22 protein-coding genes are annotated in these 19,475 nt (G+C 58.4%); all 22 read right to left on the reverse strand.

Annotated features, from left to right (window positions below; translation table 11 throughout):
• Positions 1–13: 13 nt before the first annotated feature.
• Complete coding sequence (locus tag ABRP64_RS00135) at positions 14–1,147, reverse strand: THUMP-like domain-containing protein (protein WP_349864994.1); 1,134 nt, start codon at positions 1,145–1,147, stop codon at positions 14–16.
• Positions 1,144–1,971, reverse strand: coding sequence for an NUDIX hydrolase (locus tag ABRP64_RS00140; protein WP_284852148.1), 828 nt, complete (start codon positions 1,969–1,971; stop codon positions 1,144–1,146). The genes ABRP64_RS00135 and ABRP64_RS00140 overlap by 4 nt, the downstream gene beginning before the upstream one ends.
• The gene (locus ABRP64_RS00145) at positions 1,971–2,789 is read right to left on the reverse strand and encodes an ABC transporter ATP-binding protein (RefSeq protein ID WP_284852149.1); all 819 of its coding nucleotides are present in this window, start codon (positions 2,787–2,789) and stop codon (positions 1,971–1,973) included. Before ABRP64_RS00145 ends, ABRP64_RS00140 begins: the two co-directional genes overlap by 1 nt.
• Before the next feature lie 50 nt (positions 2,790–2,839).
• Positions 2,840–3,766, reverse strand: coding sequence for a tetratricopeptide repeat protein (locus ABRP64_RS00150; protein WP_349839257.1), 927 nt, complete (start codon positions 3,764–3,766; stop codon positions 2,840–2,842).
• Positions 3,766–4,074 carry a thiamine-binding protein gene (locus ABRP64_RS00155; RefSeq protein WP_284784719.1) on the reverse strand — a complete coding sequence of 103 codons (309 nt, stop codon included), beginning with the start codon at positions 4,072–4,074 and terminating at the stop codon, positions 3,766–3,768. Before ABRP64_RS00155 ends, ABRP64_RS00150 begins: the two co-directional genes overlap by 1 nt.
• Positions 4,075–4,084: 10 nt before the next feature.
• Entirely contained in the window at positions 4,085–4,369 is a 285-nt protein-coding gene (locus ABRP64_RS00160; RefSeq protein WP_284784716.1) for an Rv1322 family protein, read from the reverse strand.
• Complete coding sequence (gene nucS, locus ABRP64_RS00165; protein WP_349864997.1) at positions 4,369–5,061, reverse strand: endonuclease NucS; 693 nt, start codon at positions 5,059–5,061, stop codon at positions 4,369–4,371. Before nucS ends, ABRP64_RS00160 begins: the two co-directional genes overlap by 1 nt.
• Before the next feature lie 21 nt (positions 5,062–5,082).
• Complete coding sequence (locus ABRP64_RS00170; RefSeq protein ID WP_284852152.1) at positions 5,083–5,562, reverse strand: DUF2550 domain-containing protein; 480 nt, start codon at positions 5,560–5,562, stop codon at positions 5,083–5,085.
• A 183-nt stretch (positions 5,563–5,745) separates the two neighbouring features.
• Positions 5,746–6,120: a F0F1 ATP synthase subunit epsilon gene (locus tag ABRP64_RS00175; RefSeq protein ID WP_023026361.1), complete on the reverse strand. Its 375-nt coding sequence runs from the start codon at positions 6,118–6,120 to the stop codon at positions 5,746–5,748.
• A 10-nt stretch (positions 6,121–6,130) separates the two neighbouring features.
• Entirely contained in the window at positions 6,131–7,576 is a 1,446-nt protein-coding gene (atpD, locus tag ABRP64_RS00180) for a F0F1 ATP synthase subunit beta (RefSeq protein WP_005280201.1), read from the reverse strand.
• Positions 7,577–7,579: 3 nt separating this feature from the next.
• Positions 7,580–8,569, reverse strand: a complete 990-nt coding sequence (locus tag ABRP64_RS00185; RefSeq protein ID WP_284852153.1) for a F0F1 ATP synthase subunit gamma — start codon at positions 8,567–8,569, stop codon at positions 7,580–7,582.
• Between the two features lie 50 nt (positions 8,570–8,619).
• A complete protein-coding gene (atpA, locus tag ABRP64_RS00190; RefSeq protein ID WP_284782613.1) occupies positions 8,620–10,260 on the reverse strand; it encodes a F0F1 ATP synthase subunit alpha in 1,641 nt (546 codons plus the stop codon).
• A 60-nt stretch (positions 10,261–10,320) separates the two neighbouring features.
• Complete coding sequence (locus ABRP64_RS00195) at positions 10,321–11,136, reverse strand: F0F1 ATP synthase subunit delta (protein ID WP_284864499.1); 816 nt, start codon at positions 11,134–11,136, stop codon at positions 10,321–10,323.
• A gap of 6 nt (positions 11,137–11,142) precedes the next feature.
• A complete protein-coding gene (locus tag ABRP64_RS00200) occupies positions 11,143–11,712 on the reverse strand; it encodes a F0F1 ATP synthase subunit B (protein ID WP_349865000.1) in 570 nt (189 codons plus the stop codon).
• A gap of 43 nt (positions 11,713–11,755) precedes the next feature.
• Entirely contained in the window at positions 11,756–11,995 is a 240-nt protein-coding gene (locus ABRP64_RS00205; RefSeq protein ID WP_005280196.1) for an ATP synthase F0 subunit C, read from the reverse strand.
• Between the two features lie 105 nt (positions 11,996–12,100).
• On the reverse strand, positions 12,101–12,901 hold the full coding sequence (gene atpB / locus ABRP64_RS00210) for a F0F1 ATP synthase subunit A (RefSeq protein WP_023026356.1): 801 nt from the start codon (positions 12,899–12,901) through the stop codon (positions 12,101–12,103).
• Between the two features lie 440 nt (positions 12,902–13,341).
• Positions 13,342–13,773 (reverse strand): Cg1360 family ATP-synthase-associated protein, encoded by a 432-nt coding sequence (locus tag ABRP64_RS00215; protein ID WP_284784710.1) that lies wholly within the window; start codon positions 13,771–13,773, stop codon positions 13,342–13,344.
• A gap of 10 nt (positions 13,774–13,783) precedes the next feature.
• On the reverse strand, positions 13,784–14,959 hold the full coding sequence (locus tag ABRP64_RS00220) for an MraY family glycosyltransferase (RefSeq protein WP_349865002.1): 1,176 nt from the start codon (positions 14,957–14,959) through the stop codon (positions 13,784–13,786).
• A 14-nt stretch (positions 14,960–14,973) separates the two neighbouring features.
• On the reverse strand, positions 14,974–15,642 hold the full coding sequence (locus tag ABRP64_RS00225; protein ID WP_023026353.1) for an L-threonylcarbamoyladenylate synthase: 669 nt from the start codon (positions 15,640–15,642) through the stop codon (positions 14,974–14,976).
• Between the two features lie 32 nt (positions 15,643–15,674).
• Positions 15,675–16,508 (reverse strand): peptide chain release factor N(5)-glutamine methyltransferase, encoded by an 834-nt coding sequence (gene prmC / locus ABRP64_RS00230; protein WP_284864498.1) that lies wholly within the window; start codon positions 16,506–16,508, stop codon positions 15,675–15,677.
• Between the two features lie 9 nt (positions 16,509–16,517).
• On the reverse strand, positions 16,518–17,594 hold the full coding sequence (gene prfA / locus ABRP64_RS00235) for a peptide chain release factor 1 (protein WP_284769840.1): 1,077 nt from the start codon (positions 17,592–17,594) through the stop codon (positions 16,518–16,520).
• Positions 17,587–19,455 (reverse strand): transcription termination factor Rho, encoded by a 1,869-nt coding sequence (rho, locus tag ABRP64_RS00240; RefSeq protein WP_349865004.1) that lies wholly within the window; start codon positions 19,453–19,455, stop codon positions 17,587–17,589. The genes prfA and rho overlap by 8 nt, the downstream gene beginning before the upstream one ends.
• Positions 19,456–19,475 lie beyond the last annotated feature (20 nt).

A 19,475-nucleotide genomic window follows, 5' to 3' on the forward strand; every position in this document is an offset into this window, starting at 1 on the left:
CTTTCCGATAGATTTATGTTGCGTAATTCTCTTCGGACGATAATACTCGGGGTTGGCAAAGCAACGCGATACCCTGTGAGCCAATTCGCGTAATGATGACCGCGAATGGCCGCGATCCCTTCAACTTCATCTGCTTTCTTAGCTGATCAGGGTCCACGTCTACGCCGCGCACAAGGATTTCTAGGCTGCCTGCATCATAAGATTTTAGTACCGATTTTAGGCGCTTTAGGGGGACCTTTTCTATGAATGGAAATCCCGACATTCCCTGCGGGATGCGATCCCCTGTTAGGTACGCAATCCGCGGATCGATCTGCCACAATCCTTCGCGCGCCGCATAATGCTGCACGAGGCCCGCGCGCACCACTGCCCCATCGGGGTCAATGAGATACGTACCGATCTCGCCCGCCTCTGGCAGGTTGTGCTCTTCATCCGTGAGGACGTCAACTGACTCGCCCTGAATCATCACCGCGTGCCTGCCCGTGCCGAGGCCAGGTGTGTAGAGGCACGCCTCCTTAACTGCTCCATTGACGCTGCTTACGGTGACCAATCCGTCCCAGTCACTGAAATCGAGACCGGGTGCGCACTTGATGGCCAGGTGTGCGTCCCTGTGCGCAGCGATTAGGTCCGGCAGCGGTGGCAGCAAATCCTCCGGGCGGGAAATCCGCCGCCCTGCCTTCCTGCGGGCGGGATCGGCGATAATGACATCAGCCGTAGTGGTCGTAGTGAGCGCATCTGCTTGAAAGAACGAGTCAGAATCCAAATTATGCCGGGCCATGGCAATGCGCGAGGCGTCGATATCGGAGCCGAAATAGTCAAGGCTCGATCCGTAGCCTTCAGTGCCGATGGAACACGTGACATCGTGGACGGTGCGCATCCCTTTCTGCTGCAGGAATTCTGAGCGATAGCGCGCAACAGGCAGCGGGGTGGCTTGCTGGGCAGAATCGGCATCCATAAGCCAGGTCTCAGGCAGCTTTCCGCCCCGCCGGGCAGTAAGTAGCTCCATGGCGCAGCGCGCATAATCGCCGTAGGCCGCTTTCAGCTTTTCCAGATCCTTCAGCTGCGAAGCCTTGCTCAGCTCCAAGTCCCAGCTGGAAAGTTCGGCGTTATGCTCGCTTAAGAAACGGACTTCATCAATGTTAAAGCTCATATTCGCTCTGTAGGGGTGGTCGCGAAATATTCCGCGAGTTGCGGATCGTCGCGGAGGTCGCCGATAACGGGGCGAAGGTCGGACGAAGAGGCATCATCAAGCACCTCTTGGACGGTGGAGTACTTGCATAACCGTTGCATTTGCGCCCACGTGGGAACTACGAGGCGGACGAGTCCGGCCCGCCAGCCCTCCAAGATAAGTTGCGGCGAAAACCACCCAGCATCATCGGCCTCATGCGTGTCCCCGTCCGGTTCTTGCCCGCTCGGTAGCAGACCGACGAAGAAAAAAGTATCGAACCAATGGTTTTTGCTTTGCCCCACCCACCGGGCCCATGGAAGAAGCATATCGGCATCGACGCGCATCCCGTTATTGCTAAGAAACTCGGTAAAGGAAATGGTGTGGTCTTCTAAGAGCCTACGTTCGCGGTGATAGCGGCGCGCATTAGAAATCGTGCCGTCATCCCGGATCGCAAACAGCGTACCGGATTCCTCAAAGAGCTCGCGGGCCGCGGCAAAGACCAAGGCGTGGGCCTTGTACTTGGTCACGCCCATCCGCCGCGCCATAGACACGACAGATTTTCCGGCCCACAACTCACCGGAATCCCACGAACGCGGCGGGAAATCGCGCGGGTCTACCCCACCGCCAGGAAATACGGCATGGCCCGGGTAGTTCCGCATGGTGCTTACGCGTTCTTGCACCCAGACCTCGAGCCCTCCGGGGCCATCGCGAAGCAAGAGCACAGTCGCCGCCATGCGCCCACCGTTAAACCCGGTGGTATCGCTGGCGTCGATCGCATCGAGCTGGTCATGAATCTCGTTGGTCATTAAGATGTCCGGCGGGCAAAGTATCGCTGCCCAATGCGATCCACTTGGATGGGTTGGTGGAAGGCCTGGGACAGGTTCTCCGAGGTCAGCACGGAGTTAATGAGACCCTTTGCTACCACTTTGCCTTCATCCAGAAGCATCGCGTGGGTAAAGCCATACGGGATTTCTTCCACGTGGTGGGTAATCATGACGATGGCTGGGGCATCCGGATCCATCGCGAGATCGCCCAAGTACCCCACGAGGTCCTCGCGCCCGCCGAGGTCCATGCCGGCAGAAGGCTCATCCAGGATCAGCAGCTCCGGATTGGACATCAAAGCGCGGGCGAGGATGACGCGCTTCTTCTCGCCTTCCGAAAGCGTGGCCCACGTGCGATCCTTCAAGTGGCTGGCACCGACCTGGGCCAAGATGTCATCGGCGCGGGAAAAGTCCATGTCTTGGTACTCTTCGCGCCACCGACCCAAAACCGCATAACCGGCGGAAATAACGAGGTCGTAGACCCGCTCATCCGCGGGAATGCGCGATTGCACGGCGGCAGAGGATAGACCAATCAGTGCGCGCAGGTCACGCATATCGGTCCTGCCAATTTGCTCGCCCATCAAAAAGGCCGTGCCTTTGGAAGGAAATTCCTCCGCGGCCGCCATGCGTACCAGGGAGGTCTTTCCGGCACCATTCGGCCCGATGATGACCCAGCGTTCATCGAGCTCGACCTGCCAGTCCACGGGCCCTACCAAGTTCTTGCCACCGCGGCGAAGCTCCACGCCGCGGAAGTCGATGAGCCAGTCTTGATCAGTTGGGGTTACGTCGTTCACGCCTTCCATTGTGACTGATCTATTCACCGCCCGTAGTAATTGACACAGCTCCGCCGACTTTAATACAGCGCGCTTGCCAGCTTCGTACGCGCTTCAAGAACGCGCGGATCATTGCCGGCAAAAAGTCCGAAGAGCTCGAGCAGGCGTTCCCTGAGCTGCGCCTTCTCATCGCCTGCGGTGACCTTCATGGTCTCAATGAGGCGGTCGAAGGCCTTTTCTGGGGCACCTGCCACCACTTCTGCGTCAGCGGCGCGCATTTGCTTATCGATGTCCCCCTTATCCCCATCTGCAGCAGCAATCGGGTCCTCGGTTTGGTTTGCTGGATCCAACCGCTTGAGAAGCTTGGTGGTGTCTCGGGCCTGCTTAATCTGCGTATTATCCGGTTCCGCTTCCAAGATGGACTCATAAACCTTAATCGCACCATCGAAATCGCCGGAGTTCAGGAAGGATTCTGCCTCCTGCAAGCGAGGGTCGTCCTCTTCTTCCTCTTCCGCTGCGGCCGGTGCAGACTCAAGTCCCTTGAGCTGCGGTCCGACGTTTTCTACCAAGCTATCCAGCCACTGCTTGAGAGCATCCTTTGGCTGGGCTCCCTCGAAATTGGTCAGCGGTTGACCGGCGCCAATGGCAACCACGGTAGGTAGGTTCTTCACGCCGAAAGCCTGCGCCACCTGTGGAGTAGCATCCGCATCCACATAGCCTACGAGGAAGCTAAGGTTGCCAGCCGTAGCTAGTTCCTGCAGGTCCTGCTTCAGCTGGTCGGACTGCGTAGAGCGCGAGGTGCCGATGAGGACGACGACCGGTACCTCAGTGGAGCGGCGCACCACCTCGGTCTCAAAATTCGCCTCGGTGACGGTAAAAAATGGCTGGACTCCACTAGACTGCCCAGCCGCCGGCTGCTCTTGTGCCTGCTGGCGAGCTTCCGCACGCGCCTTGACCTGGCTGAGATCGAGGGCACCGCCTACATAAGCATTATTCGCAGAAGTCATTAATCCTCCTTAGCTAAACGCCGATTCACGGCGTCTACTTTATCTGTCAGTTGATTCTTCACGCCTTCGCGGATATCAGCCTTAATAACCAATGAGGTACGCGGCGATACCGCACGCACCGCTTCGGTGGCCTTTTTAATCGTGCCGAAAACCTCGTCCCACTCGCCTTCTAAAAGGGTGAACATGGCGTTGGTTTCATTAGGCAGACCTGATTCCCGCACCACGCGGACTGCCTCCGCCACGGCATCGGCCATCTCGCCGGAATCATTATCCACCACTGCGGGTGCTACTGAAAATGCAACAATCATGCCCGCAAGTCTACCTTCGCTCCCAGCAGTGCCGGTGCCAATGACGGCGGTCATCGCCCTGCCTGCCGGTATCGCGCGGCCAGGCGACGATGTGGGCAACCCCAGGCGGAATATTTTGATTACACCCCGGGCAAATATAGAATTTTTGCGCCCGCGCGGAGCCAATATGCCGCATCATATAAGGCTCCCCGTGGGTCCAGCTCGGCCCCTCGACCGTCTGCGAACCAAAGAAGGTGGAGCCATCCTTGGGCAGTGGCCGGAATTCCTGTGGTTTTCGCCTATTTCGCCGTGGCATTAAAACAACCGCAATTCTTTCGACTCGAGTCCGCGCAGCTCCTGATAGTCCAGAACCACGCACCGGATCCCGCGGTCTTCAGCCAGCGTTCGGGCCTGCGACTTAATTTCTTGCGCCGCAAAGATACCAGATACCGGGGCGATTAACTCATCGCGGTTGAGCAGTTCCAGATAGCGGGTTAATTGCTCGACCCCGTCAATCCCACCGCGGCGCTTGACCTCCACGGCGACATTCCGGTTATCGGCATCTTTAGCCATGATGTCTACTGGGCCAATGGCCGTGGGATACTCGCGGCGCACGAGGGTGAAATTGGAGCCCAAGGTGTCGATCTTTTCGGCCAATAGCTCCTGCAGGTGCGCCTCCACACCGTCTTTTACTAGGCCTGGATCTTCGCCCATGTCATAGGAGATGTCCTCGTGGATTTCCGCAATCGTAATGCGCAATTGTTCACCCTTAGGGTTTTCCACTAGCCACAAGACCTCACCCGTGTCATTGCCATCCACGTCCTCAATGACGGATTCCTGCACCGTACACGGCGGCGTCATCCAATTCAGGGGCTTGTACGCGCGGTCATCGGCATGCACCGATACCGAGCCGTCTGCCTTGACAATGAGCAGGCGGTCCGCCAAGGGCAGGTGGGCGTCGAGCCGTCCCACGTAATCAACTGAACAACGGGCGATTACTAAGCGCATGGCTACTACCCTAGCCTGTCGCTATTGGCGCTTGGACTGCCGGGTGGCTCGCTCTCGCAACTGCTGGTAATCAAAGCGCTGTTGCCGCTTGGACGGCGCCGCCTCGACCCAAGCTTCGAAAGCCATAATCCCGCGGGCATCGGAAGCCAGCTCGTATTCCGCATCCCCAGTGCTAAAGTGCACTACCTCAGTGGCATCAGACATGAAAGAAGCTTCGTCATCATCCAAAGAACGGGAGTTCAAAATGGTGATGTCGAGGCGGTTAAACCACAGGTTATAGCGCGGAAATACAGAGCGCAGTTTGAAGTATTCAACAACTTCTCCGGTATAGCGCAGCACGCCATGGCGCCAAGAAAAGCTATCCTTCGCCGGCATTGAGCGCAGCAACACCGCGGTGCCGCGCGAGCGCAGGGTAAAAAATCGCAGGGCCGCCAGCAAGACCACCAGCAGTACCACCAACGCTAAGGCCCACAGGACCACCGAGATAACCGTTGAATTCATGGGCTCCACACGCCATCCTTGGTTAGTGAAAGAACAATTATTTGGATTGTAGCGCCTGATTCCTCCTCCGCGCCAATAAGAAAAGGCAAAGAAAACGTGAAAAAGCGCACCGGATAAATTCCAGTGCGCTTTTCTGAGAGCAGGAAGGGCGGCTATTGCTGCCCTCTCCTACCAATCCAAGGTTTATTCAGCCTTTGCTGCGCGGCGAAGTGCACGCAATGCAGCCTCACCGCGGGACTTGGTGAGCTCATGAGCCGAAGAGGAATCCTCTTCCGCCTTGGCCTCATCCACCTCATCGGACCAGATGGCCCAATCAGCGAGGACGGTAATCTTGTCCTGGGTAACGGAGAGGAAGCCACCCTGGACGGCGGCAACGCGCCGCGCGCCATCAACTGGGTGGATGGTCACTACGCCATTGTCGATCAACTGACCGATCACAGGCTCGTGACCGGGAAGCACGCCGATCTCACCCTCGGTGGTCTCAGCCGTCACTATGGAGGCCTGACCAGACCACAATGAGCGCTCGACGGAAACCAATTCGGCGGTGATGTCAGCCATGTGCCTCTCCCTACTTCTCGTTCAACTTCTTGTATGCAGCTTCGACGTCGTCCAAGCCACCCAAGCCGTTGAAGGCCTGCTCTGGGTAGTGGTCAAACTCACCGTTGCAGATGCGCTCGAAGGCATCGATGGTGTCCTGCAGCGGCACGTAAGAACCCTCCAGGCCAGTGAACTTCTGCGCAACGAAGAAGTTCTGGCCCAAGAAACGCTCGATACGGCGGGCACGCTGCACGGTCACCTTGTCTTCTTCAGACAGCTCGTCCATACCAAGGATGGCGATGATGTCCTGCAGTTCCTTGTTCTTCTGCAGAATACCGATGACGCGCTGTGCTACCTCATAGTGCTTCTCGCCCACAATGCCTGGCTCGAGGATACGAGAGGTAGAGGTCAGCGGGTTCACTGCTGGGTAAATACCCTTGGAAGCAATGGCACGGTCCAGCTCGGTCGTCGCATCCAAGTGGGCGAAGGTCGTAGCTGGGGCCGGGTCAGTGTAGTCATCGGCAGGCACGTAAACGGCCTGCAGAGAGGTAATGGAACGACCCTTGGTGGAGGTAATGCGCTCCTGCAACACACCCATCTCATCAGCCAAAGTTGGCTGGTAGCCCACGGCGGAAGGCATACGACCCAGCAGGGTGGATACCTCGGAGCCGGCCTGGGTGAAACGGAAGATGTTGTCAATGAACAGCAGCACGTCCTGGTTCTGCACATCGCGGAAGTACTCCGCCATGGTCAGGCCGGACAGAGCCACGCGCATACGGACTCCTGGTGGCTCGTCCATCTGGCCGAAGACAAGTGCAGTATCTTGCAGAACGCCCATCTCTTCCATTTCTAGGAAGAGGTCGGTGCCCTCACGGGTGCGCTCGCCGACGCCAGCGAAAACCGACGTACCGGAAAACTCGCGGGCAATACGGGTAATCATTTCCTGGATCAGGACGGTCTTACCCACACCTGCACCACCGAAGAGGCCAATCTTGCCACCCTTAACGTAAGGGGTCAGCAGGTCAATGACCTTAATACCGGTTTCGAGGATCTCGGTCTTGCCCTCGAGCTGGTCGAACGCTGGTGGCTCGCGGTGGATGCCCCACTGCTCGCCATCGCGGCCGAGGCCCGGCTCATCGAGGCAGTCACCGAGGGCGTTGAAGACGTGGCCCTTGACGACGTCGCCGACGGGAACGGAGATAGGCTCTCCGGAGTCGACTACCTCGGCGCCACGGACAAGGCCGTCGGTAGGTGCCATGGACACGGTACGAACGAGGTTGTCACCGAGGTGCTGAGCGACCTCGAGGGTGACGGTCTTTGCCACAGCTTCGAGCTTAATCTCGACGTGGAGTGCGTTGTACAGGGCCGGAAGTGCCTCGCGTGGGAATTCCACGTCCACCACCGGACCGATGACGCGCACGACACGACCGGCGACTGCCGAAGACTGTGCATTCTGCTCTTGCAGAGCTGTAGTCATAATCTAGTCACTTTCTGCGCTGTCAGATAGCGCGCCAGCGCCACCGACGATCTCTGAAATTTCCTGGGTAATCTGCGCCTGACGGGCCTGGTTGGCCACACGAGACAGGTCATTGACCATCTCGGTTGCGTTGTCAGTAGCAGATTTCATAGCTGTACGGCGTGCAGCGGACTCGGAAGCCGAGGCCTCCAAGAACATAGCAAACAGGATACGCGAGACGTACTGCGGAAGCAGCGCTTCCATCAGGGTATCCGCGTCCGGCTCGAACTCGAAGTCCGCGGAAATGTTATCCACTGGCTCCGGATCCTCCAGTGCGGAGTCACCCATCTCGTACTCCTCGCCCTGCACTACCGGCTCAACGGGCAAAAGCTGCTGTGCACGCGCGGTTTGGGTCAGCATGGACTCAAACTCGGTGTAGACCACATGCACCTGGTCAAAGCCGGTAACACCTGCGCCTTCACCTTCCGCATGCAGGCCCTCGCGGCCCTTGGTAGTGCCCTTAGAACCAGCAACGAAGCCATCGATCATGTGGCGACGCACATCGTGGGTGCCCTCCCAGGTTGGATCCTGAGAGAAACCATCCCAGCTGCCCGCTACCTCTTCCTCGCGGAAGTTGTAGTGGCCGATGCCCTTGCTGCCGGTGACGTAGCGAACTACCTCGTAGCCCTTGCTTTCGAGGAGGGCCTTGAGCTGGGCTGCCTTCTTGAAGACGTTGTTGTTGTAGCCACCGCACATGCCTCGGTCAGAGGTGATTACGAGAATCGCGGCGACATTGCCGTCTTCACGCTCACGCAGCATAGGGTGCTCTAGCGTCGACGCTGCAGCCAACCTGTTCATGACGTTGGTCAGCTCAATCGCGTACGGCTGAGAGGCTTCCACCCGAGCCTGCGCTTTGGTAATGCGCGAGGTAGCAATGAGCTCCTGGGCTTTAGTGATCTTCTTAGTCGAGTTCACGGACCGGATGCGGTCGCGTAATTCGCGAAGATTAGCCATCGTTTCTCCTCCCTTCTTTCATATAGACGGTTAATTACGAGAGCTGAACTCTACTTAGCCGTCTTCCGGGAGACGTTGAGCTCGGTGCTTTTCACGTCATTTTCGTCCAAAGGATCTACAGGCTCTTCGGTGCCCAAGTTGTTGCCCTCGGAGGTGCGGAACGTAGGAGCGAACTCCTTGGCTGCGGCCTCGAGTGCTTCCTTGGACTCATCGCTAAGCGCCTTGCCGCCGGCGATCTGCTCAAAGACCTCTGGAGTATTGGCGTTGAGGTACTCGTGCACCTCGGCCTCGAAGCGGCGAACGTCTTCGACGGGAACGACGTCGAAGATGCCTGCCTCGGCGAGGTAAATGGATACCATCTGGTATTCCACCGGCTGTGGCGAGGACTCGGACTGCTTCAGCAGCTCAACCAAGCGGGAACCGCGCTCCAGCTGCGCCTTGGACGCAGAGTCAAGGTCAGATGCGAAAGCAGCGAATGCCTGCAGGTCACGGTATGCAGCCAGGTCAAGACGGAGGTTACCGGCAACCTTCTTCATACCCTTGGTCTGTGCCGCACCACCAACACGGGAAACGGATACACCGACGTTAATAGCCGGGCGCACACCCTGGTTGAAGAGGTCGGACTCCAAGAAGACCTGACCGTCAGTAATGGAAATGACGTTGGTCGGAATGAAGGCACTAACGTCGTTAGCCTTCGTCTCGATGATGGGTAGTGCGGTCATAGAACCGGCACCCATGTCATCGGAAAGCTTGGCAGCGCGCTCCAGCAAGCGGGAGTGCAGGTAGAAGACGTCACCTGGGTAGGCCTCGCGTCCCGGCGGGCGGCGCAGCAACAGCGAAATTGCACGGTATGCCTCAGCCTGCTTAGTCAAGTCATCGTAAATGACCAAGACGTGGTTGCCCTGGTACATCCACTGCTGACCCAACGCAGCACCGGAGAATGGTGCCAGCCACTTGTAGCCGGCGGAATCAGAAGCTGGGGCCGCCACGATGGTGGTGTAATCCAGCGCGCCGTGCTCCTCAAGGGTGCGGCGCACGCTGGCGATGGTCGAGCCCTTCTGGCCGATGGCGACGTAAATACAACGAACCTGCTTGTCCTTGTCGCCGGACTCCCAGTTCGCCTTCTGGTTCAAAATGGTATCGATGGTCACCGCGGTCTTACCGGTCTTACGGTCACCAATGATCAGCTGACGCTGACCACGGCCGATCGGGGTCATCGCATCGATAGCCTTGATGCCGGTCTGCATTGGCTCTTCAACCGGCTGGCGCTGCAGCACGGAAGGTGCCTGCAACTCGAGGACGCGCTCCTCTTCGCTTTCGATTGGGCCCAAGCCGTCGATGGGCTGGCCCAGTGGGTTAATAACGCGGCCGAGGAAGTCCTCGCCCACGGGAATGGAAAGGACCTCGCCGGTCCTCTTAACCTCGTCGCCCTCCTTGAGGGACTCGTAGTTACCCAAGACCACAACACCAATGGAGTTAGTGTCAAGGTTCTGTGCGACGCCAATAACGCCGCCGGGGAACTCGAGCAGCTCATTCGCCATAACGGATGGCAGGCCAGAAACCTGCGCAATACCGTCAGCTGCCGAAATGACCACGCCGACCTCCTCACGGGAGGCCTCCGCGGAGTAGCTCGAGGTGTAGTTCGCAATCGCACTACGGATCTCGTCGGAGGAGATCGTCAGCTCCGCCATGTTCTTCCTGCTCTCGGTAGTATCTTCCAGCACTTACTTAAATCGTTTCTGTCGTTTCGGCTACACCATCTGGGCACGGAAGCGGGCAATCTTGCCTGCCGTCGAGCCGTCAATGATTTCATCGCCGACGCGGATGCGCATGCCACCGAGGAGGCTGGTGTCAACCTCAGAGTGAATGGACATCGCACGACCATAAATTTTGCCCAGCTTCTCAGCGAGTACTGCCTGCTGGCCTTCATTCAATTCACCCGCAGCGACTACGCGCGCGATGGTGCGACCCTGCAGCGCTGCTGCAGAATCGGCCAATCCGGCAACGTCATCAATGGGGTTCTGCTCTGGGCGGCTGATGGCCTGCAGCGCGAGCGCTTCAGTAAACATCGTTACCTTGCCATAGAGCACATTTGCCAGCAATCCGCGCTTGCGTGCGGATTCAGCAGTTCGATCGGAAAGCAGCTGGGTAAGCTCGCCCTCGCGGTCCAGAATCTGCGCCAAGCGGAAAAGCTCGTCTTCGACCTGGCCCAGCTGGCCCTGCGCCTCGGCGGCGCGCAGCAATGCGCGGCGTCCCAAGGATACAAGCCCGTTGACGAAGTCCTTTGGCGAAGACCACTGGTTCGCCGCAGCTTCCTGCAGGATGCTCAGGGCACCTGCAGAAACCTTGGAGCCAAAGAGATTCTCGGCCAAGGATTTGCGCGCTTCAGCCGGGGCGGCGACGTCAATGAAGGACACGCGCAATTCGCGGTCACCATCCAAAACGTCGACGACCTCGAAAATGTCTAGGCCCGCTTGGACTGCACTAGCGACGTTCTTATCGCCAGCGAGGATTTCATCCACACGGGACTGTGAGTTCGCGAGTGCTTCGCGGCTAGCTGCCTTCATAGTTGCCTACTTTCCGGCCGGTGCCACAGAGTCGGGCTCGGACAAAAAGCCATCGATGGTAGAGGACTTCTTGGAGGCGTCAGAAAGCTCGCCGCCCAGAATCTTTTCTGCCAAGTTGATGGAGTTCTGTCCCATTTCAGAACGCAGCTCAGTAACAACCTGCGCACGAGAAGCTTCCAACTGCTTTTCGCCATTGGCGACGATGCGGCGGGATTCCTCTTCCGCTTGGCTCTTCGCGTCAGCCTCGATCTGCTTGCCGCGCTCGCGCGCCTGCTCGCGGATCTCGGCTGCCTCTGCGCGGGCATCAGCCAGCTGAGCATTGTACTTTTCTAGAGCAGCTTTAGCCTCGGCCTGTTGAGCCTCAGCGCGCTTCATGCCGCCCTCAATCCGGTCTTCACGCTCTTCGAGCAACTTGGTGTAACGAGGAAGTACGAACTTCCAGAACAACCAGAGAATTACGATGAAGCACAGCAAAGACCAGAAAATGTCATAGTTCTTGGGCAGAAGAACGGAGAAGCTACCCGAACCTGGGTTCTCCTCGCCCTCTGCTGCAAGCAAATAAACGACGTTATTCATAGGTCTCCCGTCTTAAAAGTTTCGGTTTGGAAAACTCGTACTTTTAGAACAGGAAGCCGGCAACGAGGCCGATAAGGGCCAGGGCCTCGGTGAAGGCGATACCCAGGAACATGGTGGTACGCAGCTGGCCGGCCATCTCCGGCTGGCGAGCCATAGCCTCAACGGTCTTGCCGGCGACGATGCCGATACCGATACCAGGGCCGATAGCAGCCAGGCCGTAGCCGATGGTGCCGAAGCCTTCGAACGTCGTAGCAGCATCCTGTGCCAGAATGATTTCGTTCATGGTGAAAGTCGTTCCCTTTCGTAAAAAATCTTCAGTCCGTATCGGACCGAATGTCAGTGTTGTGTAATTAGGTGGATTACTCGGTCGCGCTCGTCGACCTCGTCCTTAGTGCGAATCAGCGTGCAAGGACAACTCAATGTACACCGCCGTCAACAAGGCGAAGATGTACGCCTGCAAGAAGATAACCAGAATCTCGAACAGGCTCATAGCCAAGCCCAAGACCACGGTCAGTCCAGACAGGACGGTCCAACCATTTAGCTGCCAGAAGAAGAAGTTCGTAGCAGAGAAGAGAAGAACCAGGATGATGTGTCCAGCAAGGAAGTTCGCCATGAGACGAATTGCAAGGGTAACCGGTCGCAGAATGAACGTAGAGAAGAACTCAATCGGTACCACCAAAAGGTGCAATGCCGGTGGCAAGTTCGGAATCACTACGGAGGAGCGAATGAACTTGCCCAAGCCGTAGCGCTTGGCGCCGGCGTAAATCATGACGATGTACGAAACGGCTGCCAACACAATTGGCATACCAATACGACCGTTGGGCGAGACGTTAAGTCCCGGAATAACGGTCGCGACGTTCATAAACAGAACCGCGAAGAAGATGCTAGCGATAATTGGCAGGAATCGCTTTCCCTCCTTCTTACCCAAAATGTCCTCGGCGATATGTACGCGGACGAAGTCGACCGCATTCTCGCCTACATTCTGAATGCCAGAAGGAACCAACTTAGGGTTCTTAAAGGCAGCCCAGAAAAGGATCACCACAATTAGCGTCATCAAAATGCGAATCAGCATCAGGCGATCAAGCGCGAACCATCCATCGGCGAAGTCGCCGAAAAACAGATGGTCGGCATCAATTTGCCCCGGGAAGAATTCTTCACCTAGATCGGGCGTATGGAAGTGCCCTTTCATAGCCAATGTTGTAACGCTCAGCGTTCTCTCCCGTGTTCGGGCCACACAGCCAATAGCTGGCCTCTGTGGTGCGATGGACGTCTCAAACTCTCTGCCTTGAACACGGACTCCGTCGCACATCAGCGTGAACAAGACAGGGATTTACCGTGCAGGATTCAAGCGCAACACTTAACCCCGCGGTAACCCGTTGCAAATCGTATCAGCTGGATCAACAGTTTTCGCACGTGGGGGCCCCATAAGCCACACCCGATAGCGCCATTTCCACCTTTTGCCATACAAAACCGCGCTATTCCTGCCCAATTCACAAACGTGCATTTGATCACACCCTTAGGTCAACACACCTCCTCGGGGGTGACCAGCATCCATTAATGCCAGCATGCAGGCATAAAAAGGCCGCCGCGCAAGCCTGGTGCGCGACGGCTTAACTCTTTTTGCCCTACTCAGGACACGTAGGTGATCCTGGAGGTGACCACGGCCCAGACCTCAGAGCCTAAGGTAACGATGAGTGCTACGACGACGGTGAGAAACAGCGCCCACGTGTCATAGAAATCCATGTCCCGGATAATGGCCAGAACTCCGATGAGGACGATCAACTTGATAAGCCAACCGCCCAATACCACCGCGATGGTGGTGGAGGGCGTCGAGTGGGCGGTAAAGAGCACCGACAGCGCGGTAAACAGGACAAAGCCGCCGCCGAGGGCAGCGCCGACGAGAACGCCCCAAAGCCCGGCGACACCTTGTGCCCCGCCCCAGACGGCGAGAGAAATGATGGTAAAGATGCCGAGGGCCGTAGCCCCCTTCTTTACGGCGCGCTGCAGCGGCAGGCGCGGGTCATCGAAATTAGGATTTTCCGTTGTGTCACTCACGGACATTCACCCTACCTCACGCACTCGGCGAGTCACGCAATACGCAATCATCCGACGACCTGAGCCCAATCTTTCCCTGCCGCAGTGGAATCAGCGTCGCGCCAAAGGCAATCAACAACGCCATGATGGACAGGGCGATTGCAACTGGCGCTGGCACGATGGAAAACGAGACTGCACCAAAGGCCACCGCGGACACCCAGAGGTACAACACGAGCACGGTGCGTCGGTGCGTATGCCCCAGAGACAAAAGGCGGTGGTGGATGTGTGCTTTATCCGCAGAAAACGGCGAGCGCCCCTGGGATAGGCGGCGGATTACCGCCCAGACAAGGTCTAAGACTGGAATAAACACCGCAGCGATCACCACGAGGATGGGTGACATAAGCGCCACCATGTCCACGGTGCCGTAGAGGGACATGTTGATCTTGCCGGAGGCGGAGGTGGAGGCCGCAGCGAGCAAGAGGCCGATAAGCATGGAGCCGGAATCACCCATAAAAATTCGGGAGGGCTCAAAGTTATGGGGCAAAAAGCCCGCACACATCCCCACCAAAGCGGCGCTAATAATTGCGGGTGGATACGCCGATACCGCCCCGCCCTGGTCATGCAGGACGGTCAGCGAGAAGACCAAGATGGCGCCGCCCGCGATGAGCCCAAGGCCCGCGGCTAAGCCATCGAGGCCGTCAACGAAGTTGATGGCGTTGATGAGCAGGACCGTGAAAAAAGCGGTAAGGAGGGTGCTTTGAATCTGGTCGAGTACTACCGTGGTGCCGCCGCCGAAGGGAATGAAAAGCAGCGTCCAGGTTAGGCCCAGACCACTCATCAGGGCGGCGGCAAAGAGCTGCCCAAAAAGTTTAATGAGGGCCCCGAGTTCCAGGTAGTCATCGGCAATCCCCAAAAGGACAATGGCCAGCGCCGCCCACAACACCGCACTCATCTCTGGGGTCACGGGCATAAACCCGCGAGTCAAGGCTGGGAGCTGGGCTGCGAGGAATATCGCCGCCCCAAAGCCGGTAAACATGGCGAGCCCGCCCATGCGGGGCGTCGGCTGGGAGTGGGAATCGCGCAGGCGAATTTCTGCCACCCGGCCCGTGCGGACCAAAAAGGACCGCACCACTCCGGTGGTCAGGTAGGTAAATGTCGCTGCTACGAGGATGACCAAGGCCAACTCGCGCAGCGGTACGCCAGTGCCGCTCACGCGAAATGCTCCTTCTATCCTTGGGGCCGGGTACGCAACGAGTCAGCGGAGACGCCCAAGACCTCACCGATTTCCTCCGCGGATAATGCACCCTCGCGCAGTAGGAATGGATGGTCACCGGAGAGGTCGATGATGGTCGAGGGCTTGCCGATGTCCGTTTCTCCCCCGTCCAAATACACAGTGACGGCCTTGCCCAATTGAGCCTTGGCCATTTGCGCGGTCGTCGGCGGTTGGTGGCCAGAAATATTGGCAGAAGAAACCGCCATCGGCCCCACCTCGCGCAAAAGCTCGATGGCAATCGGGTGAAGGGGCATCCGCAGCATGACGGTACCGCGGGTATCACCTAAGTTCCACGGCAGGGACGGGGCCTGAGGCACGACGATGGATAGTCCGCCTGGCCAAAAGGCTTCGACGAGGTCGCGGGTGGAATCGGGGTACGAGGCGACGAGGCCGCGAACGGTGTTCCAGGAGCCGACGAGCACGGGAACCGGCATATCCGGCCCACGCTGCTTGGTGGCAAGCAGATTGGCTACCGCGTCATTATCGAAGGCATCGCAGCCCAAACCGTAAAGCGTATCGGTGGGCATGACCACAAGCCGCCCAGACTTGGCGGCCTTGGTGGCGATACTCACGCCTTCCTCACGCTCGGTGTCATCGGCGCAATTATAAATTTTTCCTTGCATCAATAATCCCCTTCTTGCCCGACGGTGATGCCTTAGTTTACCGCGCGCTGCGCGGTAATAAAGCGCGGCGTGCCTGTTAAGTCCCTAAGCGGCGCGATATGGGAAAAGCCACCGTGGTCACGCACCGCATCGCGCACGACATCGCCAGTCGTATCGTCGTGTTCAATCGCCATGACCCCACCAGGCCGCAAAAGCCTGGCGATGGTGGGAGTCAACCCGCGGATTACTCCCATGCCGTCATCGCCACCGAAGACAGCCACGTGCGGATCGTGATACACCTCCGGTTGCAGGTTCGGATCTTCCGGTACATAAGGCGGGTTGGTCACTACGAGATCGACCGTGCCATTCCAATCCGCCAGAGTCTGGCTGTCGATCGCGTCCGCCTGCACCACCTCTACCCCGGTGCCGTTGGTATTGGCGCGGGTGAACTCGAGGGCGGCATCGGAAAGCTCGACCGCCCTCACCTCCGCCTGCGGTACGTAATGCTGCAGGTAGAGCGCCAGCGCGCCCGAACCCGAGCACAAATCCACCATGCGCGGGCCGGGTGCGTGGTGGACCGCCCAATCCGCCATCACCTCCGTTTCCGGGCGCGGAATGAACACGCCTGGCCCCACCTTTAGGTCTAGGGGCCCAAACCACGCCGTGCCCAGCACGTATTGCAGCGGCTCGCGCTGTTCCCGTCTACGCAAAAGCGCCTCAAAGGCCACGTCAAAGCCGGGCATGGGTGGTTCATGCAGCGGAATATCCAAATGCCCGCAGTGAATGAGGTGGGACATAAGAATTCGCGCATCCCATTCGGGGCTTCCTACTCCAGCAACGCGAAGGCGCTGCACCCCTTGGCGCAGCGCCTCACCGTACGAATCCATCGACCGCTATTATCCCTCGGCCTCAAGGCGCTCGGCGCGCTCCTGGTCCTGCAGAGCCTTGATGAGATCCTGCATATCGCCGTTCAATACGGAATCCAGGTTATTGGCCTTGTAGCCAATGCGGTGATCCGTAATGCGGTTTTCCGGCCAGTTATAGGTGCGCACGCGCTCGGAGCGGTCCATGGTGCGCACCTGGGAGGCGCGCTGCTCGCCAGCCTCGGCCTCGCGAGCATCGCGTTCCATCTGGTCCAGGCGAGCCTGCAGCACCTGCAGGGCACGGGCCTTGTTCTGGATCTGCGAGCGTTCCTTCTGGCAGGTAACAATCAATCCCGTGGGCAGGTGGGTAATGCGCACCGCCGAGTCGGTGGTGTTCACGCCCTGACCGCCCTTACCGGAGGAACGGTACACGTCGACGCGGATATCCTTGTCATCGATATTGACCGATTCGACCTCTTCGGGCTCCGGGTACACCAGCACACCGGCGGCAGAAGTCTGAATGCGCCCCTGCGATTCCGTGACCGGCACGCGCTGCACGCGGTGCACGCCGCCTTCGAATTTGAAGACGGACCATGCGCCATCGCGCGTCGGAGACTTAGCGCGGAAGGAGATAGTCATGTCCTTCACGCCGCCCAAGTCGGATTCGTTAAGGCCCAAGACCTCCCACTTAAAGTCGATCTTATCGGCAAAACGCTCGTACATGCGGGCTAAGTCGCCGGCAAAGAGCGCGGCCTCTTCGCCGCCGGCACCGGCCTTGATCTCCATGATGATGTCTTCCGAGTCCTGCTCATCGCGCGGGGCGAGCAGGTCAGCCAGCTTTTCTTCCAGCTCTTCCACAGACTCGGCTAGGCGGTCCGCTTCTTCCTGGAAGTCGTGGTCTTCATAAGCCATCTCCTTGGCGTCCGCGAGATCCTCGCGCGCCTGGGTCAGCTCGTCGTTGACCATGATGATGGGGCGTAACTCCGCGTACCGCTTGGACAGCTTGCGAAAAGCCTGCTGATCGCCGGCGATTTCTGGGTCGCCCATCTGCATTTCGATGCCCTGGTATTCCGACACAATGTCATCAACCATGGAAACTTGATTAGACATAGTCTTCCTCGTCCTTATCCGCAGCCATCGGTGCAGAAGAAGCTACCTGCATGAGAAACTCGCCATTCGAGCGGGTCTTCTTAAGCTGCTTGATCAACAGGTCAATTGCCTGGTGGGAATCCAGAGCCGACAGGATGCGGCGCAGTTTGGTCATGATGCGCGCCTCTTCAGGCACTAGCAGGAGCTCGTCCTTGCGGGTACCGGAGGGATTGACGTCCACAGCCGGGAATACGCGGCGCTCCGAGATCCCGCGGTCCAGCTTCAGCTCTGCGTTACCCGTCCCCTTGAATTCTTCGAAGATGACGGTATCGCCGGTAGAACCGGTCTCCACCATCGCGGTGGCGATAATGGTGAGCGAACCGCCCTCTTCAATATTGCGGGCAGCGCCCAAGAAGCGCTTTGGTGGGTAGAGCGCATTGGAATCCACACCACCAGACAGGATGCGGCCCGATGCCGGGGAGGAGTTGTTGTACGCGCGGCCCAAGCGGGTGATGGAATCCAGCAGCACCACGACATCCTTGCCCTGCTCCACCAGGCGCTTTGCGCGCTCGATGGCCAGCTCGGAAACGGAGGTGTGCTCTGATGGCGGGCGATCAAAGGTAGAAGAAATGACCTCACCCTTCACGGAGCGCTGCATGTCCGTGACCTCTTCAGGGCGCTCATCCACTAGCACCACCATGAGGTAGCACTCGGGGTTATTGGTAGCAATCGCATTCGCGATGTTTTGCAAGATTGTGGTCTTACCGGCCTTCGGCGGCGAGACGATGAGCGCGCGTTGACCCTTACCAATCGGCATAATCAGGTCGATGACGCGGGTGGTCAGGATCTTCGGGTCCGTTTCCAAGCGCAGGCGCTGATTGGGATACAGCGGCGTGAGCTTATTAAAGTGCGGGCGCTGCTTTGCCTCTTCGGGATCGATCCCATTGACGGTATCGACCTGCACCAACTGGTTGTACTTGCGGCGGTTGCGGCCATTGCCGTGCGTGTGGGTAGGCCCAGCCACCTTGACCTGACCGGTAATGGCATCGCCAGAGCGCAGGCCCAAACGGCGCACGATGTTCTTATTAACAAAGACATCCGCATCGCCCGCGCGGTACCCAGTAGTGCGCAGGAACGAGACGTTATTGTCTACGACATCTAAGATGCCGCCGACAGCCTGCAGCTCATCGCCCTCGCGTACCTGCAGGTCATTGCCGCCGCCGTGGTTATCATTATTGCCCCGGCCGCCCCGGCGATTCCGGCGGTTGCGACGGCCACGGCGGTTACCGCGGTCAAAATTATTATCGTCATTGCGATTATTGCGGTGATTATTATCGCCGTTCTTCTCGCCCTGCTTGTCCCCCTGGTTATCGGAGCCATCCTGGGAGTCCTCGCGGCGGTCCTGGTGGCGATTCTGGTTCTGCTCCTGCGCATCACCCCGGTTATTCTCGCCCCGGTTATTGTCGCCCTGCTCTTGGCGCTCTTGACGGCGGGCGCGATTGCGGCGCGCGCGGCGGGCCTGCGACCGCGACTCATAGCGCTGGTCGTCGCCGTTGTCCTTGCGGTCTTTGCCGCGATTGTCCTGCTGTTCGCCGGACTTGCCGTTATCGCTCTCGCTGCGATCATCCTTCTTGGAGGGCTTTTCTTTCTGCTTGGCAGGCGCCGCATCCTTCGCGGGTTTCTCGGCCTTTTCTGCCTTTTCTGCCTGCTCTATTTTTGCCTTCGCCTTTGCGGGAACCTGACCGGTCTTAATGGCGGTAATGAGATCCCCTTTGCGCAGGGCTGAAACGCCGCGAAGACCGCGCTCGGCGGCCATTTTGCGCAATTCCGGCAGCTTCAGGGATGCGAGATCCTGTGCCGCGGTGTTGTCCGTATCGCTCACGGATATCCTTTCGTTGCTTG

It is taken from the genome of Corynebacterium sp. KPL4015, assembly GCF_040225725.1.
Classification (GTDB): Bacteria; Actinomycetota; Actinomycetes; order Mycobacteriales; family Mycobacteriaceae; genus Corynebacterium; species Corynebacterium rhinophilum.

Coding starts and splice junctions, on each gene's coding strand:
- ABRP64_RS00135 (WP_349864994.1), bottom strand. CDS start 1,147: ATGAGCTTTAACATTGATGAAGTCCGTTTCTTAAGCGAGCATAACGCC.
- ABRP64_RS00140 (WP_284852148.1), bottom strand. CDS start 1,971: ATGACCAACGAGATTCATGACCAGCTCGATGCGATCGACGCCAGCGAT.
- ABRP64_RS00145 (WP_284852149.1), bottom strand. CDS start 2,789: ATGGAAGGCGTGAACGACGTAACCCCAACTGATCAAGACTGGCTCATC.
- ABRP64_RS00150 (WP_349839257.1), bottom strand. CDS start 3,766: ATGACTTCTGCGAATAATGCTTATGTAGGCGGTGCCCTCGATCTCAGC.
- ABRP64_RS00155 (WP_284784719.1), bottom strand. CDS start 4,074: ATGATTGTTGCATTTTCAGTAGCACCCGCAGTGGTGGATAATGATTCC.
- ABRP64_RS00160 (WP_284784716.1), bottom strand. CDS start 4,369: ATGCCACGGCGAAATAGGCGAAAACCACAGGAATTCCGGCCACTGCCC.
- nucS (WP_349864997.1), bottom strand. CDS start 5,061: ATGCGCTTAGTAATCGCCCGTTGTTCAGTTGATTACGTGGGACGGCTC.
- ABRP64_RS00170 (WP_284852152.1), bottom strand. CDS start 5,562: ATGAATTCAACGGTTATCTCGGTGGTCCTGTGGGCCTTAGCGTTGGTG.
- ABRP64_RS00175 (WP_023026361.1), bottom strand. CDS start 6,120: ATGGCTGACATCACCGCCGAATTGGTTTCCGTCGAGCGCTCATTGTGG.
- atpD (WP_005280201.1), bottom strand. CDS start 7,576: ATGACTACAGCTCTGCAAGAGCAGAATGCACAGTCTTCGGCAGTCGCC.
- ABRP64_RS00185 (WP_284852153.1), bottom strand. CDS start 8,569: ATGGCTAATCTTCGCGAATTACGCGACCGCATCCGGTCCGTGAACTCG.
- atpA (WP_284782613.1), bottom strand. CDS start 10,260: ATGGCGGAGCTGACGATCTCCTCCGACGAGATCCGTAGTGCGATTGCG.
- ABRP64_RS00195 (WP_284864499.1), bottom strand. CDS start 11,136: ATGAAGGCAGCTAGCCGCGAAGCACTCGCGAACTCACAGTCCCGTGTG.
- ABRP64_RS00200 (WP_349865000.1), bottom strand. CDS start 11,712: ATGAATAACGTCGTTTATTTGCTTGCAGCAGAGGGCGAGGAGAACCCA.
- ABRP64_RS00205 (WP_005280196.1), bottom strand. CDS start 11,995: ATGAACGAAATCATTCTGGCACAGGATGCTGCTACGACGTTCGAAGGC.
- atpB (WP_023026356.1), bottom strand. CDS start 12,901: ATGAAAGGGCACTTCCATACGCCCGATCTAGGTGAAGAATTCTTCCCG.
- ABRP64_RS00215 (WP_284784710.1), bottom strand. CDS start 13,773: ATGTCCGTGAGTGACACAACGGAAAATCCTAATTTCGATGACCCGCGC.
- ABRP64_RS00225 (WP_023026353.1), bottom strand. CDS start 15,642: ATGCAAGGAAAAATTTATAATTGCGCCGATGACACCGAGCGTGAGGAA.
- prmC (WP_284864498.1), bottom strand. CDS start 16,508: ATGGATTCGTACGGTGAGGCGCTGCGCCAAGGGGTGCAGCGCCTTCGC.
- prfA (WP_284769840.1), bottom strand. CDS start 17,594: ATGTCTAATCAAGTTTCCATGGTTGATGACATTGTGTCGGAATACCAG.